We start from the raw sequence: 16,332 nt of genomic DNA, 5'->3' as shown, positions 1-16,332 counted from the left end.
ATGGCGAACTTTTCTTCCGTGACCACCACCACGGCCATCGGCGTCTCGCACCCGCTGGCCGCCAACGAACTGGCGCACGCCTGCGGCGCCGACACCGCCTGGGTCGTGCAGCTGGTCGAAGTGGGCATCGTGCAGGTCACCACGACCGACGCACCGCCCGAGCGCTGGGAGTTCTCCAGCACCGACCTGCAGCACGCGCTTGAAGCGCGCCGGCTCGAACGCGACTTCGGCGTGAACCTGGACGCCGCCGCGCTGATCCTCGACCTGCAGCACGAGGTGCGGCGGCTGAAGGCGGTGCTGCAGGCGCACGGCGTGCGATAGGCCCACGCGCCGCAAGGGAAAGCCGCGCTGCGGCTTGATCTTGGCACCGTGCGAAACCGAAGACTTCGGGCCTCTTTCACAGGAGGCCGCATGGGCCCTCGCCCCCCTTCCATCGTCCTTCTACCCCGACACCGATCCGTTGTTCGACCTTGAGGTCGCGCTCGCGCGCCAACGTCTCGCAGCGGCTGGTGGCGCTATCGCGCGACGAAGAACGCGCGTGCGCCGAGGTCACGCAGCTCACACTGAGCCGCAGCGAAGCGCTCAACTCGCGCACCCAGGAACTGCAGGCGACAAAGCGCGTGCTTGAGTGGCTCGCGGACCTGGGTCTGGACGACCATCTGGCGGCCTGCCCGATCCTCGACGGCGGGTCGAGGATCGGGGCTTCGCCGTGCGGTGGCAGGGCGACTCGGTCGCTTCTTCGATCAACGAGCGGCCTGGACCGGCGCAGGGGAGAAATCCGGCGCCAAGGCATTGATCTCTCGCGCCAGCTGTCGCATGAGTTCGTCGCTCGCGTGCTCGTTGACCACGACGCCGTGAAGCTGTGCCCTCAGCTCCTCCCAACGCTCGCGCAATACCCGCCAGTTCTCCTCGTCGTAGCTTCCCTTGAAAACCACGGGCCGGATCTCGATGCGAGGCGGTCCGTCGCCGGCCAGATCGGGGCCGGCCTTTTCCCATGCCTGGAACTTCGACTGCCATAGGCTCCCGATGCGGTCCACGCGGCCGATCTGTTGCTCCACGACACCTGGATTCCACTCCGGATGAAGCAGGACGACCGTCCGGCACGCGGTGTGAAGGTTCAGCCCCTCGCGACCCACGACCGACTGGACCACGAGCACCTTCGGGTGGCTGTGCTCGCGATTGAATGCGAGCTGGAGCATCCGGCGCGTATGGGGTCGGGTGTCTCCGTGCATCAGGCGTGCGAAAGCGCCCTCCGCCAAATTGAACTCGCCTCTCAGCCGCTCTTCGAGCGCTTCCCATCGTTGCACTGCCTGCGCCTGCCCGCCCTGGCCTTCCGCATCGGAGCGGTCTTCCTGGTCGCTGGCAGCGTCGACCAGCTCGACGAAGGCTGCCGCGATACGCCCCGCATCCACGGCGGCATCGCCGTGCCCCATGAGGTCCTGGATCGCGCGCGCCACCAGCGCCAGCACACCCGCATGAAGGGGGGTCTCGCGTCCGGCCTCGTGTTCCACGCGTTCTGCAAATGCCTCGTAGATCGACCGGATCCGATGTCCGACCTCCATCGATCCGAACCCCTGCGCGATCGACGCCACCAGATGGGTCCTGAACTTTTCCCGCTGCTGCTCCAGCGCCGCGTATTGGGTTTTCAGTCGACTGTCGATGTCATCCAGCGAATCGCGCCGACCCGATTGGCGCAGCGCAGCGAGCACCGCGGCCCGCTCGGTATCGGCCAGCTTCTCCTGCGGCCAGAGCACGCCGCTGTCGAGGCTGCGCAGCAACGCGCGGGCATTGAGCAGCCGGACCAGCGAACGCATCGGCCGCGTGAATCGACCGAAGACCAGCACCTTTTCGTTGGCAGCAGGTCCGCAGGTGGCTTCGATCGCCTCGATGGCCGCCGCGATGGCCGGATGCCCGTAGAGGGCCGCATCGCTCGACGGCGTCGCCCCCTCCCGGAACGCCTCGGCCATCCTTTGCTTCCACCAGTCGGCACGCTGCTCCCGTTTGTTCCTGGGTGCTGCAATCACGGGATCCGCGGTTTCGACCGAGCCGGCACCATCCGCCTCGGCCTGCGCCTTGTCTTCCTCGGCATCCTGCAGCAGTTGATCGATCAGTGCGGCGATTCCATGTCCATTGCCCAGCGTCAGTCGCAAGCGCTTGGCGACCGCGTCGTCGCTGCCCCGCGTCGCGAACGACAGGGCTTCGGCGGCACAGACCGCCTGCCGCCACGCCGGCGGCAGGCTTGCCGCGTCGATCGCGATGGCTCGCTCGCGCCTGTAGGCATGATGGCTCTCGCCCGACAGCTCGGCGAAGCGCCTGACCCAGGGGTCGTCTCGCTTGTCTCGACGCACCACGACCGCACCGAAGGTGTTCTTGAAGCTCTGGGCCGCCTTGCCGAAGGCGGCACGCGTTTCCGGATCGGTGGGGCTGGCGCGCACCTGCTTGACCGCGGCCGCATAGGCTCCGATCACCCGCGGGGCATCGGGCAGATCCGTGCCCAGGCGCTGGAGCGTGGAGATCCATTGCTGCGCGTCCAGTTCGATCGGCGTTGCCGTCATGGCAAGCCGCCGCGCGTCGGCGGCGGGCTGCACGACGAAGTCCAGCAAGCGGTTGAGATTGCTTTCCTCGCCCCGGCTCTTGTGCGCCTCGTCGACGATCACGAGATCGAAGCGCCCGAGCCCGAGGCCCACCACCTGTTCGAGCGCGCTCCTGAATACCGTGCGCTTGAGGTAGTTGCCGGGGTCGAACAACGGCGACTCGCTGCCCCAGCGGTTCAACTCGGGGCTGGAGGCCAATGCATCCAGCAAGGCCTCGTCCGCATTCCGAAAAATCCACTGCGCCGCGGCGGCGATGCGGTCGTCGTCCATCTTCCCGCCGGCCCAGTAGCCACGCGGAAGGCGGCCGCTTCCCGCGCTGCGCGCGCGGGCCAGGGCCAGCGTGGCCGGCAGCAGTGCCCACTTCCAGTTGGTCTTGGTATTACTCTTGATCGACCAGTTGCAAAAGGCATGCGAGATCAGCAACGCCGGGTGATCTCCCCAGGGTTCCTCTGCGCCGGCCCCTTGCTTCCATGCATCCAGGTACGCGTCCAGGCTTCGAATGATCAGGGGCGTGTTCTCGATGTGCGCCTTGCGCTGCAGTTCCTCGCGCCACTGGTAGCCCAGCACCGGCGGAACGATGATAGCGACGCGTCCTCCGGCGTCGATCACGCCACGCGCGACGGCCGCGGCGATGCGCGTCTTGCCCAGTCCGACCTCGTCCGCGATGAGCACACCGTTGCCGGGCAGGCGTTCGGCGATTGCAACGAGGCTGTCGCGCTGCCCCGCGTTGAGTTCGATGGCGTGGCCGCCGGCGATCTCCTGCAGGTTGCGCCCGACTGCCTGCCAGCCTGCAAACGAACGGTTCATTGCAGCGCTCCCATGAGTTCCATGTCTTCGACGCCCCAGCTGGCCTCGATACGCTTGAGCACCTCCTCGTAGAGCCGCCCTTCAGGCGTGTCGGCGGTTTCGGCAAAAGCCGGGCGAAAGGGAGCGACCCTCAGAGGACTCAAGGGATTCAATCTCGGCGCCTGCTGCATCTGGAAGTAGGCCACCGGTCCGCTGCCCTTCATGCGAATCAGCGTCTGTTCGAGCCGTCGGCACCACGGCTCCCAATCGCGCCTGTCGATGGCCGTCTGTTTTTCGGCGATGTTCTCGATCAGCTCCATCATCTGGCGGATCGAGTAGCTCGACACCAACGTGCGGCCGCTTTCCCCGCCCGGCTCGGCCGGGTGGTCGTCCCGCGAATCGGGGTCATCACTGGAGGCCTCCTCGCTCGGTACCACCGGAAAGTCCGCCAATTGCCACCAGCCCTCATCGATCCCCAGAGGCGCCAGCTTGGCCGCCGCGATGCGTCCGAACTCGTCGATCACGGGGATGTCCGCCTCTTTCTGCGTGCCATCGGCATTCCACCGGCAGCGCACGACCCGAGGGCGGCGCCCCATCCACGAAATGGCGTCCCCGCTCACGACGCTTGGGATGCCTTCGGGTGTCAGCACCTGGAAGGCCAGTGCGTGGTCCAGCACTTCGGTTGGCAGCGAAAGAGATCCGCCATTGCCCGTCTCGCACCACGCGAGCCAGGCCACCGGCGGCGCCGTATGCAAGGTCTCAGGTCGTTCGAAGGGATCGCCGGCAGACAGGACCGTGGAGCCATCGAAGGCCTCGGTCCATTGGATCGGCAGCAGATTGCCGACGACCTGATGGGCTTCGATGCCCCGGTCCGCTTTCCAATACAGAGGACCAGGCGCGAAGACAACGCCGGCCTCGAGATTTCCCGATGAAGGGTTCATCGCGTTCGCGAACCCGGGCCCCGTGAGATTGCCCGAGCCCAGGTAGATCCAGGCGCCATTGCATCGGGGCGCGTTGCTAGCGTACTTCGCACTGAACAGGAACTTGGCGTGCAGCGTACGCCCGCTGTTGTCGCCGAACAGCGGCTCCGGCGCCACGGCCGGCCTCACGTTCACGCCTTGGGTGTTCAGGGCCTGTACCGAGGACGCCACCGCCTGGCACGCAAGCCGATTGACGAAGAGATCCACCTCCGCGGTCCGGGTAAGCAGCGAGGCCTCCTTCAGTGCACGGATCGCCGCGATGGGCACCGAAGGCGCTTCCGATGGGCGCGTCCCCGATTCGTAGAAGCCGGAGCCCATCGCCAGATAGTTCCGGGCGCCGAATTCGCTTTCGGCCCTCACCTTGGTCGGCAGTTGGCTCAACAAGGAGGCACGCCTGTTGTCGAAGAACCTCGGTTCGCCGGCAGCCGCCGTCGCGCACTGCGCCACCCAGGCATCGAGCAGTTGCACATGCGCGGAACCCGATGGCGATGCATCGAGCAGCCGGGTGTCGAACCACGCCCGGATTGAATCCAGCAGCCCTTGGCCGGCAGCGATGTCCGCGCACGCCCGACGATCGTCGGCCGTGGGACCCGCCAACGCATCGCTGTCGACCTCGACGCGCCACGCCAGATCGAGGCTTTCCTCGAGGGTCTGGCGTGTCCAATTTCCCGTCGCGACGACCAGTCGCAGACGCCAGCGATCACGCTGCTCCAGGTGACGATAGCCCAGCAGCGCGACCTTGGCATGCAGCAGCCGAAAGGGCTTGTTCCGCGCCTCCAGGATCGCCAGATGAGCGATGCCTGGCGCGTCGATGAAGGTGATCGGCGTATTGCCGGGGTCGACGATCAGCGCCAGCGCGATATGCCCCTGGCTGGCGCGCTGGTCCTTGGAGAGCGTCGTGAACCGTTCGGCTGCGTCGTTCAGGAACGGGGCGTCGGCCGAATACCCGCAGATCCAGCCAAAGTGGCCGACGTAGCCTTCGGGCGCATCGAAATGCCGAGCCAGCGAAGGAAGGCTCAAGCGGCCCCGATCACTGCTCATGTGCCGCCTCCGATCGGTTCCTTTGAAGCCACTCGCCGAGACGACCTTGCATGTCGAGGTTCAGCAGGTACAGGTTGCGCACGCGGTAAGAGATGCCGGAGGGAACGCGCACGTCGCCCGTCGGGCCATCGTCGTCTTCGTCCGCCTGCGAGGACTCTTCGACGGTCGTTCCGCGAAATGCCGCGCCTGCCGCCTGGATCTCGCTGCCGGCCAGGCGAAGTACCCTGCCGTCGCGTTCAACCAGGCCCCGGAGAACCTGCGCCGGACTGTCGGCCGCGCACAAACGAGAGAAGTCGAGGGCTTCCGCGTCTCGATGCCCGAGCTCGAGGAACCGGTCCGTTGCCCGCCGCAGCGCATCGATGGAATGCTCCGTGCGTCGCGCCGCGTCATCGACGGAGGTCGGCCGTCCTTCGGCGCCCATGGCCCCCTCCACGGCATTGAGCGTCGAGATGGCGGCATCCCGAACGGCAAAGAACGCGGCGCCTGCCCGCAGGTCGTGCCAATGCCTGTCGTCCGAAATCTCAGCCGGCCTGCGCCAATCCGTCGCCGGGTCGGCGTCGAGGCTGGCGACCCAGTTCAATGCGCTGCGCCGGCGCAGGCGACTGTCGAGCTCCTCGCTCTTTCCACCCAGTTCGAGCCGTGCCCGGATCTGCGTGCAGGCGGAGCCCGACAACGCCAGCAAGGGCGACAACGCCTCGCTCAAAGAGGCCGTATCGGTGCGGTTTTCCTCTCCACGCACCCACTTCACGAGATGATCGACAACGGACCGGTTGTAAGGCGAGTAAGGCCGGCACGCATCTTCGACGAACGCCTCTCCTTCCTCCGAAGCGCGAAAGGCGTTGAACCGTGTCGTGCCGTTCTCGGCGAATCCCAGCGCGGGCAATGCCCGCACCGCCGCCATGCGCATAGGCTGGCTCACGTAGAAGCCACGCCGCCCGACTTTCTTGAAAGAGAGATCGGTGGTCTGCCCCTGCAGCTTGGTGCGGCCTCGCAGCCGGGCATCGGACTGCCACCCCTGGCCCTTGAAAGCTAGACAGCACGCCAACGCCTCGACGGCATTGGCGACCTCGATGTTCTGCACCTTGCCCCCGCGTTGCCGCACGCGTTCCGCCACCACGATGCCCAGGGTCGCGAGCAAGAAGCGCTTGCCGTACCAGACACCGCCCATGCCGGGAACGGCAAGTTCATTGAACCGTCGAATGGTCGCAGCGAGCCCCAGGCTTCGGGTGCGACGAGAAATCGGAAGCTGCTCAGGCCCCAATAGTCCCCAGACTCCTCCCATTCCTACCCCCCTTTTTTTTGCACTCGCTGCGTTTCATTCGATGGTCTGCTTGCGTAGGAGCAAATTTCAGCCTAGCCGTCCGGCCCATGCATGGCGCAGGCCGCGGCGAACTCGGTGCCCCACGCCCGCCGGCCGCTACTGCATCTGCTGCAGGTTGCCGATGCGCACCAGCATCTCGGTGAACATCTGCATGTCGGCGTCGAGGTCGGGCACTTCCTTGTATTCCTTGGCGTTGTGCGCCGTGTACTTCTTGCCGGGCATCGCGGGGCCGAAGTTGATGGCGTTGGGCATCAGCTTGGCCGTGGTGCTGCCGGCGGTGGGCACGGGCTTGGCCTCCAGGCCGGTGGTGTCGCCGAAGATGTTGAGCAGGGTCGAGAGCCACGCGCCCTTCGGGTCGCGCGCCATCCAGTTGCCCTGGTCGTAGGCCAGCTCCAGCTTCACCTGGCTGGCCGTGGCCCAGCCGTTGACCTTGGCCGCCACTTGCGCCTTCAGCTCGTCGGGCGTGCGGCCGCGCGGCATGCGCACGTTGGCCGTCACCTCGAGGCGGCCGTCGGCGCCCATGCGCACCAGCGTGGGCGACATCGTGAGCGGGCCCATGAAGTCGTCCTGGTAGCCCAGGCCCATCTTCTCGCCGAGGTAGCCGGTGCCGTAAAGCGCGTCGATGTACTGCACGGCGCGCAGGTAGGGATTGGCAGCCAGCGGCACGCCGGACTCCTTCAGGAACAGCGCCAGGCGCGGCACGGGGTTCACGCCCTCTTCGGGCCGCGAGCCGTGGGCCGAGGTGCCCGTGACCTTCAGCTCGACGGCCTCGGCGCCGCGCGCGATGTCGATCGCGAACTTGCCGCCCTGGCTTTCGTACTTGCGCACGAAGGCGGCCTTGGCGGCCTCGAGCTTCGCGGCCACTGCCGCGAGGTCGCCGCCCTTGAGCGTGGCGGTCGCGGTCTGCGGAATGGCATTGGCCGAGGCGGCGCCGCTCATCGCGGTGATGGCCGTTGCGGCGGGGTCGGCCGCTTCCGCGGGGAAGAACACCTTGAGCGCGCCCGAGCCCTTCTCGGCCACGACCGCGGGGTACTTGCTGTCGAGCACGATGTTGTAGGCCGGCAGCGGCGTCTTCTCGCGGTAGTACTGCATCGCGTCGCCGCCGGTTTCCTCGGTGGTCTCGATCATCAGGCGCACGCCGCGCTCCACCGGCAGGCCGCTGTCCTTCACGGCCTTCATGGCGTAGAGCACGGCGGCGATGGAGCCCTTGTCGTCGATAGTGCCGCGCCCGTAGAGGAAGTCGCCCACGCGCGTCATCGCGAAGGGATCCAGGCGCGTGCCGTCGTCGAGCACCCATTCCGACAGCACGGCCGGCACCACGTCGGCGTGCGTGAGGATGCCGAACTCCTCGCTGCCGCGGCCCTTCAGGCTCACTTCGAAGATGCGGCCGTCGACGTTGCGGTAGCCCAGCCCGAAGTCCTTCGCCATCTTCTCGACCAGCTGGCCGAACGCGACCATGGGCGGGCTCTCGTGCGGCGGCACCTGCACATTGCGCACCGTGGGCAAGGCCACCATGGTGCCGATGCTGGCGATCACGGCCTGCTGGTTCTGCAGCCGGTTGTACAGGCCGAGCAGGCGCGCGATGTTGACGAGGTCGTCGCCCGCCAGCGCCTTGCCGCCGGTGTAGGCCGCCACGCTGGGCTGCAGCGCGGGCTGGGCCTGCGCGGCCTGGGCCAGGAAGGCCTTGAAGTCGGGCGCCGTGCGGCCACCCTTCCAGGCGGCGGCGAGCTGGTCGAGCGCTGGCTTCTTCAGGGTCTCGGCACCGGCCGGGACAGCGACGGCGAGCGCCATGAGGGCCAGCGAAAGCGCCGACAATGAAAAACGAGACTGCTGCATCAGGGTCACCCCCTCATTTCGAAAACATTCCCCGACGATAGCCGAGCCATGCCTCAAGACGACAGCCTTTCCTCGCCCCTGCGATGCGCCTGGGCCCGCACCGATCCGCTGCTGGCCAGCTACCACGACGCCGAATGGGGCGTACCCGAACGCGACAGCCGCGCGCTGTGGGAAAAGCTGATGCTCGACGGCTTCCAGGCCGGCCTGTCGTGGCTCACGATCCTGCGCAAGCGCGACGCCTTCCGCGCGGCCTTCGAGGGTTTCGTGCCCGAGACCGTGGCGCGCTTCACGCCGGCCGACGTCGAGCGCCTCATGCAGGACGCGGGCATCGTGCGCTCGCGCGCGAAGATCGAAGCCGCCATCGGCAACGCCAAGGCCTACCTGGCCATGCAGGCGGCGGGCGAAGATTTCTCTGATTTCGTCTGGGGCCTCGCAGGCGGCCAACCGGTCGTCAACACCACGGGCACGGTGCCCACGCAGACGCCGCTGTCCGAAACGATGTCCAAGGCGCTGAAGCAGCGCGGCTTCAAGTTCGTCGGCCCGGTGATCGTCTATGCCTGGATGCAGGCCACGGGCATCGTCGACGACCACGCGCCCGACTGCCACTGCCACCGCAGCCATCGGCGCGCCTGAGCACAGCACAGACGTGAAAAAACCGGACGGTGCTGTTGCACGGTCCGGTCTTTTCGGGTGGTGGTCTCTCTCAACCGAGGCGGCTTGCGCCGCCGTCGATCACAGGCCAGCCTGGCGCGTGAAGCTGCGTGCCTGCGAGGGGATCACGCTGCCGGCGAAGGATTCGCGGCGCAGGTTCTGGCCGGGAGCGTGGGCGGCTGCCACGGCTTCGGCGCGGACCGAAGCGCGGTCCACCGACGAGGCCAGCACGGGGGCCACGCTGGCCGACACGGCGTCGCTGTATTCGTTGCCGGCACGGGCGGCGGCCACGGCTTGCGGTGCCACGTCGGCACGGCTGTAGCCGGAGGTCACGGCGTGAACGCCTTCGTAGGTCTCTGCGTGGGCGGCGCCAGCGGCGGCGAGCAGGGAGAGAGCGGCGGCGGCGAGGATGTTCGAGGTCTTCATTTCAATTCCTTCTTGATCGGGCTTTGGGTGCCCTGAAGTGTGCGCCAAATTCCTAGGGTAAACCCCAGTCAATCTGAATCGCAGTGTTCACGGAATTGAAACAATCACGGGGAACTTTCCGACATGCGGGGTTCGCGTGAAACTTTTTCGTACAAACGCCCCCGAGTTTGCAAACTTTGGCGCTCTTTCGTCAAGTCTCAGGGCCGCCCCCAGCTGCGCACCAGCGTGCGGATCGCGACCGCGCCGCTGCCCTTGACCTCGGCGCGGTAGCTGCCCAGCAGCGCCTCGCGCTCGGCGGCGGCCTGTGGTTCGTTGCGCCAGGCGAGCAAGGCGGCCACGTCGGCGTCGGGCAGCGCGAGCAGCAGCGCCTGCGTGACCAGCTTTTCGAACTCGCGCGCCACGGTCATCAGGTTGCGCGGGCGCGGCGAGGTCACGCCGCGCGACCAGAGCGAGTCGAGCGCGGTGTCGAGCGTGCGGTCGGGCAGCGAGCTGAACTGTCCGACATTCCCGCGCGCCAGCTGCTTGACCACCGCGCTCATGAGCAGCTGGCTCGAGAAATCGATCTCGCGCGCCTCGGCCACCGTCATGCGCGCCAGCAGTTCGACGCGCGCCGGGTCGGCCGGCCGCGCATGCTGCTGGTGAAAGAACGCCACCTTGGCGGGCTCGTCCATCGCGGCGTAGTCGGCGCGCAGCTTCGCCAGGCGCGCCACGGCCTCCAGCACCTGCGGGCCCGGCGCGGCGGCGCCCTGCCCGGCCGCCGCCACGTCTTGTCGGATCGCGGCCACCGAGGCGTTCACGTCGAAGGCACGACCTGCCGCCACGTCGAGCGACTGCAGGGCCTTGTCGGCAATGGCCAGGTCGGGCGGTTCCAGCAGCTCGCGCGCGCCGCGCGACACGGCGCCGGGGCCGTAGGCGTTCTGGTAGCGCGCCTGCACGCCCTCGAACTGGAGCAAGGCCTGCGCGCGGTCCTGCGTCCACCCCGTCAAGGGGGCAAGGAGCAACGACAGCAACAAGAGGCAACGGGGCGACGACAGGCGGGACAGCAAGGACATCCCGCATTATTGGCACGCCGCAATCCCGCGCCCTTCATCAGGCCCGCGCAAGCTCCCCGCGCAGCAGCTTCGCGGCCGCCACCATGTTCGACAGCGCCGCCTCGGTCTCGGGCCAGCCGCGGGTCTTGAGGCCGCAGTCGGGGTTGATCCAGAGGTTCTCGCCCGGCACCACCTGCGAGGCCTTGCGCATGAGGCGCACGATCTCGTCGACCGAGGGCACGCGCGGCGAGTGGATGTCGTACACACCCGGGCCGATCTCGTTCGGGTAGCGAAAGCCGCCCTCGCCACCGAAGCCGCGCAGCAGCTCCATGTCCGAGCGGCTGGTCTCGATGGTGATCACGTCGGCGTCCATCGCCGCGATCTCCGGCAGGATGTCGTTGAACTCCGAATAGCACATGTGGGTGTGGATCTGCGTCTGGTCGCGCACGCCCGAGGCGCTGATGCGGAAGGCGCGCGTGGCCGCCTGCAGGTACGCCGGCCAGCCCGCGCGGCGCAGCGGCAGGCCTTCGCGGATCGCGGGTTCGTCGATCTGGATGATGCCGATGCCCGCGCCCTCAAGGTCGTTCACCTCGTCGCGGATCGCCCACGCGATCTGCTCGCAGGTGGTGGCGCGCGGCTGGTCGTCGCGCACGAACGACCACTGCAGGATGGTCACGGGGCCGGTCAGCATGCCCTTCATCGGCAACTTGGTGAGGCTCTGCGCATAGGCGGTCCATTCGACCGTCATCGGCGTCGGGCGCGCCACGTCGCCGAAGATCACCGGCGGCTTCACGCAGCGCGAGCCGTACGACTGCACCCAGCCGTTGGCCGTGAAGGCGAAGCCGTCGAGCTGCTCGCCGAAGTACTCGACCATGTCGTTGCGCTCGGCCTCGCCGTGCACCAGCACATCGATGCCCAGAGCTTCCTGCTTGCGCACGGCCAGTGCGATCTCGGCGCGCATCTTCTCGCGATAGCCGGCGGCATCGAGCTCGCCGCGCTTGAAGGCGGCGCGGGCTGCGCGGATCTCGGCGGTCTGCGGGAACGAGCCGATGGTGGTGGTCGGCAGCGCGGGCAGTGCGAAGCGCGTGCGCTGCAGCTGCTGGCGCTGCGGGAAAGCGGACGCGCGGCGGTCGTCGCCGGCCACGCTGCGTGCCAGGCGCAGCGCCACATCGGCGCGGTGCACGCGCGGGCTGGCGCGGCGCGCGGCCACGGCGGCACGGGCGGCCGTGAGATCGGCGGCCACCGAGGCTTCGTCGCCATCGACGGCGGCGCGCAGCACGCGCAACTCGTCGAGCTTCTCGATGGCGAAGGCGAGCCACGATTTCAGTTCGGTGTCGAGCTTCGTCTCGGCCGCGAGGCTGAACGGCACATGCAGCAGCGAGCACGACGGCGCGATCCACAGCTCGCCCTGATGCTTCTCCGCCACGGGCCTGAGCTTGTCCAGCGCCACGTCGACGTCGGTGCGCCAGATGTTGCGGCCGTCGACCACGCCGACCGACAGCACCTTGTGCGCCGGCAGCCAGTCGGCCACGCCGGTCAACTCCTGCGGCGCGCGCACGGCATCGACGTGCAGGCCGGCCACGGGCAGCTGGCAGGCCAGGCGCAGGTTCTCGGACAGCGGCGAGAAGTAGCTCGCCAGCAGCAGCTTCGGCGCATTGCGCGCGATCTGCCAGTACACGCGTTCGAAGGCATTGCGCCAGGCCTCGGGCAGGTCGAGGCCCAGGATCGGCTCGTCGATCTGCACCCATTCCACGCCCTGCTGCTTGAGCCGGCCGAGCACCTGCTCGTACACGGGCAGCAGCGATTCGAGCAGCGAGAAGCGGTCGAAGCCGGCCGCCTTCTCCTTGCCCAGGTACAGGAAGCTCAGCGGCCCGAGCAGCACGGCCTTGACCGCGTGGCCGGCCTGCTGCGCCTGCGCGACCTCGTCGAACAGGCGCGTCGACGCGAGCTTGAACTGCGTGGCCGCATCGAACTCGGGCACAAGGTAGTGGTAGTTGGTGTCGAACCACTTCGTCATCTCGAGCGCGAAGGTGCCTTCGGTGCCGTGGGTGCAGCTGTCGTCGTGCACATGGCCTGCCTCGTCTTCCACCCCGCGCGCCATCTTGAAGTAGCGCGACAGCTCGGGCTCGTCGCCGCTGAAGCCGAAGCGCGCCGGCTCGCAGCCCAGCAGCTGGATGTGGTTGGCCACGTGGTCGTAGAAGGCGAAGTCGCCCACGGTCACGAAGTCCAGCCCCGCGTCGCGCTGCGCCTGCCAGTGGCGCGCGCGCAGCGCCTCGCCGACGGCTTCGAGCGCGGCGTGGCCGGTGTCGCCGCGCCAGTGCTTCTCGAGGGCGAACTTGAGTTCCCGGTGGGCGCCCATGCGCGGAAAGCCGAGGATGTGGGTACGGGTGGTCATTGCAGGTAATCCGGTCGCTGGTCTTGGAAACCGGTGATGGTCGGCGTTTGGCGCATATGATTCAAACGAAACCTTTTGCCCATTCGCTTGAATCATTTTCATGATGCAGTCCATCCTCGAGATCCGCCACCTGCGCACGCTGGCCGCGTTGCGCGACACCGGCAGCCTGGTGCGCGCGGCGCAGCTGCTCAACCTCACGCAGTCGGCGCTGTCGCACCAGATCAAGCTGCTCGAAGAGCGCTACGGCGCGCAGCTGTTCGAACGCAAGTCGGTGCCGCCGCAGTTCAGCACCACGGGGCTGCGGCTGCTGCAGCTGGCCGACACCGCGCTGCCGCTCGTCGAAGAGGCCGAGCGCGACGTGGCGCGGCTGGCGCTGGGGCGCAGCGGGCAGCTGCGCATCGTGGTCGAGTGCCACACCTGCTTCGACTGGCTGATGCCCGCGATGGACGCCTTCCGCCAGCGCTGGCCCGAGATCGAACTCGACATCGTCTCGGGCTTCCACCCCGACCCGATCGCGCTGGTGATGCAGAACCGCGCCGAAGTGGCGATCGTCTCCGAGCAGGACCCTGACGAAACGGTCGACTACCACGCGCTGTTCCGCTTCGAGATCGTCGCGCTGCTGGCCAACGACCACGCGCTGACGGCCAAGGCGCACCTCACGGCCCGGCACTTCGCCGACCAGACGCTCATCACCTACCCCGTGCCCGACGAGATGCTCGACATCGTGCGCCAGGTGCTGGCACCCGCCGGCGTCGAGCCCGCACACCGGCGAACCACCGAGCTCACGGTGGCGATGCTGCAGCTGGTGGCCAGCGGACGCGGCGTGGCCACGCTGCCGCTGTGGGCGGTGCAGAATTACCTCGACCGCGGCTACGTCACGGCGCGCCGCGTGGGCGCCCGGGGCCTGACGGGGCGGCTGTACATGGCCTGCACGCAGGCCACCTCGGCACGGCCCTGGCTGGACGACTTCGTGCGCGTCACGCGCGAGAGCTGCTTCAAGAGCCTGCCGGGGATCGAATTGCTGTGAACCCTGTGAGCCCGATGGCGGGAGGATCACGTCCGATTCCGGCCAGTGCGTGGTGGTGCACGGCCTGAAGATCGACCACCACCACGGATCGCCCCATGACAACGCCGAACACGCCCGACTCCCCTGCTGCGCCGCGCCACCGCTTCTTCCACGGCTGGCTCGTGGTCGCCGGCGCCTTCGCCGTCATGTTCGTGGGCTTCGGCTGCGCCTACACCTTCAGCGCCTTCCTCGATGCGCTGCAGCGCGACTTCGGCGCCTCGCGCGGCGAGGTGTCGCTGGTGTTCTCGCTCGCGGGCTTCCTGTACTTCGGGCTCGGCGTGTTCAGCGGCCCGCTCGCCGACCGCTGGGGCGCGCGGCGGCTCGCCGTCGCGGGCATGGTGCTGGTCGGCCTCGGGCTGGTGCTCGCGGGGCAGGCGCGCAGCCTGACGCAGATCTTCTGGGCCTACGGGCTCGGTGTCGGCCTCGGCGTGGGTGCCTCGTACGTTCCGGTGCTGGGCGCGGTGCAGCGCTGGTTCGTGCGCCAGCGCGGCTTCGCCTCGGGGCTCGCCGTGAGCGGCATCGGCGTGGGCACGCTGGCGATGCCGCCGCTGGCCTCGTGGCTCATCGACACGCTCGGCTGGCGCGACGCCTACCTGGCGCTCGGCGTGCTCGCGGCCGTGGTGGGCGTGGGCATGGCGCTGCTGGTCGAGAACGACCCGCGCGCACGCGGCCTCGGGCCTGATGGCGAGCCACCGCAGGCGCAGGCTTCCACCGCGCTGCCGCCCGGCGCCTCGGTGCGCGAGGCCGTGGGCTCGGGCCGTTTCGCGGGGCTGTACGCGGCCTGCCTCATCAGCTCGTTCGGTTTGTTCGTGCCCTTCGTGCACCTGGTGCCCTACGCGCTCGACCACGGCGTGGCCGCATCGTCGGCGGTGCTGCTGCTCGGCGCGATCGGCGTGGGCAGCACGGCGGGCCGCTTCTTCCTGGGCGGGCTGGCCGACCGCATGGGCCGCGACCATGCGCTGCCGCTGATGTCGGCCGGCATGGCGTTGTCGCTGGTGGTGTGGGCCGTGTCGGGCGGGTTCTGGGGGCTGGCCCTGTTCGCCTTCGCCTACGGCGTGTTCTACGGCGGCTTCGTGGCGCTGCTGCCCGCGCTGGTGATGGACTGGTTCGGCGGGCGCCACATCGGCGCGATCATCGGCATCCTGTACACCAGCGTGGCCATCGGCACGCTGATCGGGCCGAGCGCCGCGGGCTTCGCCTTCGACCTCACGCGCAGCTACCTGCTGCCGATCCTCGTGGCGATCGCCGCCAACCTCGTGGCGGCCGGCCTGCTGCTCGCGATGGCGCGGCGCGGCCGGCGCGCCGTTCAGCCGGCTTTCTGAACCAGCTTCAGCACGCTCGAGAAATCGAGCGCGCCATGGCCCGCGAGGCTGTGCGCCGCGTACAGGCTGCGCGCCAGGCCGCCCAGCGGCGTGGCCGCGCGCACGGCGGTGGCGTTTTCCTGCGCCAGGCCCAGGTCCTTGAGCATCAAGTCGGTGCCGAAGCCGCCGGCGTAGTTCTTCGAGGCCGGCGCCGCTTCCATCACGCCGGGCACGGGGTTGTACTTCTCGAGCGCCCAGTTGCCGCCCGAGCTGCGGCGCATGATTTCGGACAGCACCTTCGGGTCGAGCCCGTTGGCCACGCCCAGCGCGAGCGCTTCCGAGGTGCCGATCATCAGGATGCCGAGCAGCATGTTGTTGCAGATCTTGGCGGTCTGGCCCGCACCGGCCGCGCCGGCGTGGAAGATGTTGGCGCCCATCTTCTCGAGCACCGGGCGCGCGCGCTCCAGGTCTTGGGTGTCGCCGCCGACCATGAAGGTCAGCGTGCCGGCAATGGCGCCGCCGGTGCCGCCCGACACGGGCGCATCGATCATCGCGACGCCCTTGGCGGCGGCGGCCTCGGCCACCTTGCGCGAGGTGGCGGCGGCGATGGTGCTGCTGTCGATCACGAGCGTGCCGGCCTGGATGCTGTCGAGCAGGCCGGGCTTGCCGGCGCCGCCGAGGAACAGGCCCTCGACGTGCGCGCTGGCGGGCAGCATGCTGATCACCACCTCGGCGCCGGCCACCGTCTCGGCGGCCGACTTCGCGATCGGCAGGCCTTCGGCAGCGAACTTCTTACAGGCTTCGGCCGAGAGGTCGAAGGCGCTGAGCGTGTGGCCTGCCTTGTGCAGGTTCAGGGCCATCGGGCCGCCCATGTTGCCCAGGCCGATGAATGCGATCTTCATGT

12 protein-coding genes are annotated in these 16,332 nt (G+C 68.5%); 4 read left to right on the top strand and 8 right to left on the bottom strand.

Features of this window, described 5'->3' with window-relative positions; translation table 11 throughout:
• Positions 1-321, top strand: a complete 321-nt coding sequence (locus tag AC07XP_RS03435; RefSeq protein WP_495263803.1) for a chaperone modulator CbpM — start codon at positions 1-3, stop codon at positions 319-321.
• Between the two features lie 422 nt (positions 322-743).
• On the opposite strand, the gene AC07XP_RS03430 is transcribed toward AC07XP_RS03435, so the two are convergent.
• The 4 genes from AC07XP_RS03430 to AC07XP_RS03415 all read right to left on the bottom strand — a co-directional run bounded on the left by AC07XP_RS03430 (position 744) and on the right by AC07XP_RS03415 (position 8,558).
• Complete coding sequence (locus AC07XP_RS03430; protein WP_495263802.1) at positions 744-3,401, bottom strand: helicase-related protein; 2,658 nt, start codon at positions 3,399-3,401, stop codon at positions 744-746.
• Positions 3,398-5,401, bottom strand: a complete 2,004-nt coding sequence (locus AC07XP_RS03425; protein ID WP_495263801.1) for a hypothetical protein — start codon at positions 5,399-5,401, stop codon at positions 3,398-3,400. Before AC07XP_RS03425 ends, AC07XP_RS03430 begins: the two co-directional genes overlap by 4 nt.
• Positions 5,391-6,569, bottom strand: coding sequence for a hypothetical protein (locus tag AC07XP_RS03420; protein ID WP_495263800.1), 1,179 nt, complete (start codon positions 6,567-6,569; stop codon positions 5,391-5,393). The genes AC07XP_RS03425 and AC07XP_RS03420 overlap by 11 nt, the downstream gene beginning before the upstream one ends.
• 249 nt (positions 6,570-6,818) lie before the next feature.
• Positions 6,819-8,558: a dipeptidase gene (locus AC07XP_RS03415; RefSeq protein WP_495263799.1), complete on the bottom strand. Its 1,740-nt coding sequence runs from the start codon at positions 8,556-8,558 to the stop codon at positions 6,819-6,821.
• Positions 8,559-8,606: 48 nt separating this feature from the next.
• On the opposite strand from AC07XP_RS03415, the gene AC07XP_RS03410 reads away from it, so the two are divergent.
• Complete coding sequence (locus AC07XP_RS03410) at positions 8,607-9,191, top strand: DNA-3-methyladenine glycosylase I (protein WP_495263798.1); 585 nt, start codon at positions 8,607-8,609, stop codon at positions 9,189-9,191.
• A 99-nt stretch (positions 9,192-9,290) separates the two neighbouring features.
• On the opposite strand, the gene AC07XP_RS03405 is transcribed toward AC07XP_RS03410, so the two are convergent.
• The 3 genes from AC07XP_RS03405 to metE form a co-directional block, all read right to left on the bottom strand.
• Entirely contained in the window at positions 9,291-9,635 is a 345-nt protein-coding gene (locus tag AC07XP_RS03405) for a hypothetical protein (protein WP_062481853.1), read from the bottom strand.
• A gap of 197 nt (positions 9,636-9,832) precedes the next feature.
• The gene (locus AC07XP_RS03400; protein WP_495263797.1) at positions 9,833-10,687 is read right to left on the bottom strand and encodes a hypothetical protein; all 855 of its coding nucleotides are present in this window, start codon (positions 10,685-10,687) and stop codon (positions 9,833-9,835) included.
• A 37-nt stretch (positions 10,688-10,724) separates the two neighbouring features.
• Positions 10,725-13,061, bottom strand: a complete 2,337-nt coding sequence (metE, locus tag AC07XP_RS03395; RefSeq protein WP_495263796.1) for a 5-methyltetrahydropteroyltriglutamate--homocysteine S-methyltransferase — start codon at positions 13,059-13,061, stop codon at positions 10,725-10,727.
• A gap of 100 nt (positions 13,062-13,161) precedes the next feature.
• Between metE and AC07XP_RS03390 the strand changes: the two genes are divergently transcribed.
• Both AC07XP_RS03390 and AC07XP_RS03385 read left to right on the top strand, forming a co-directional pair.
• Positions 13,162-14,088 (top strand): LysR family transcriptional regulator, encoded by a 927-nt coding sequence (locus tag AC07XP_RS03390; protein ID WP_139706387.1) that lies wholly within the window; start codon positions 13,162-13,164, stop codon positions 14,086-14,088.
• A gap of 95 nt (positions 14,089-14,183) precedes the next feature.
• Entirely contained in the window at positions 14,184-15,449 is a 1,266-nt protein-coding gene (locus AC07XP_RS03385) for an MFS transporter (RefSeq protein ID WP_495263795.1), read from the top strand.
• Here AC07XP_RS03385 and mmsB read toward each other — a convergent pair.
• Positions 15,434-16,330: a 3-hydroxyisobutyrate dehydrogenase gene (gene mmsB, locus AC07XP_RS03380; protein WP_062476455.1), complete on the bottom strand. Its 897-nt coding sequence runs from the start codon at positions 16,328-16,330 to the stop codon at positions 15,434-15,436. The two genes, AC07XP_RS03385 and mmsB, sit on opposite strands and share 16 nt — an antisense overlap.
• Positions 16,331-16,332: the final 2 nt, after the last annotated feature.

The sequence above is a fragment of the Variovorax sp. GW531-E2 genome (assembly GCF_059423125.1).
Note: the sequence above shows the minus strand (reverse complement) of the source record. Positions and strands in the feature narration are given on the sequence as shown.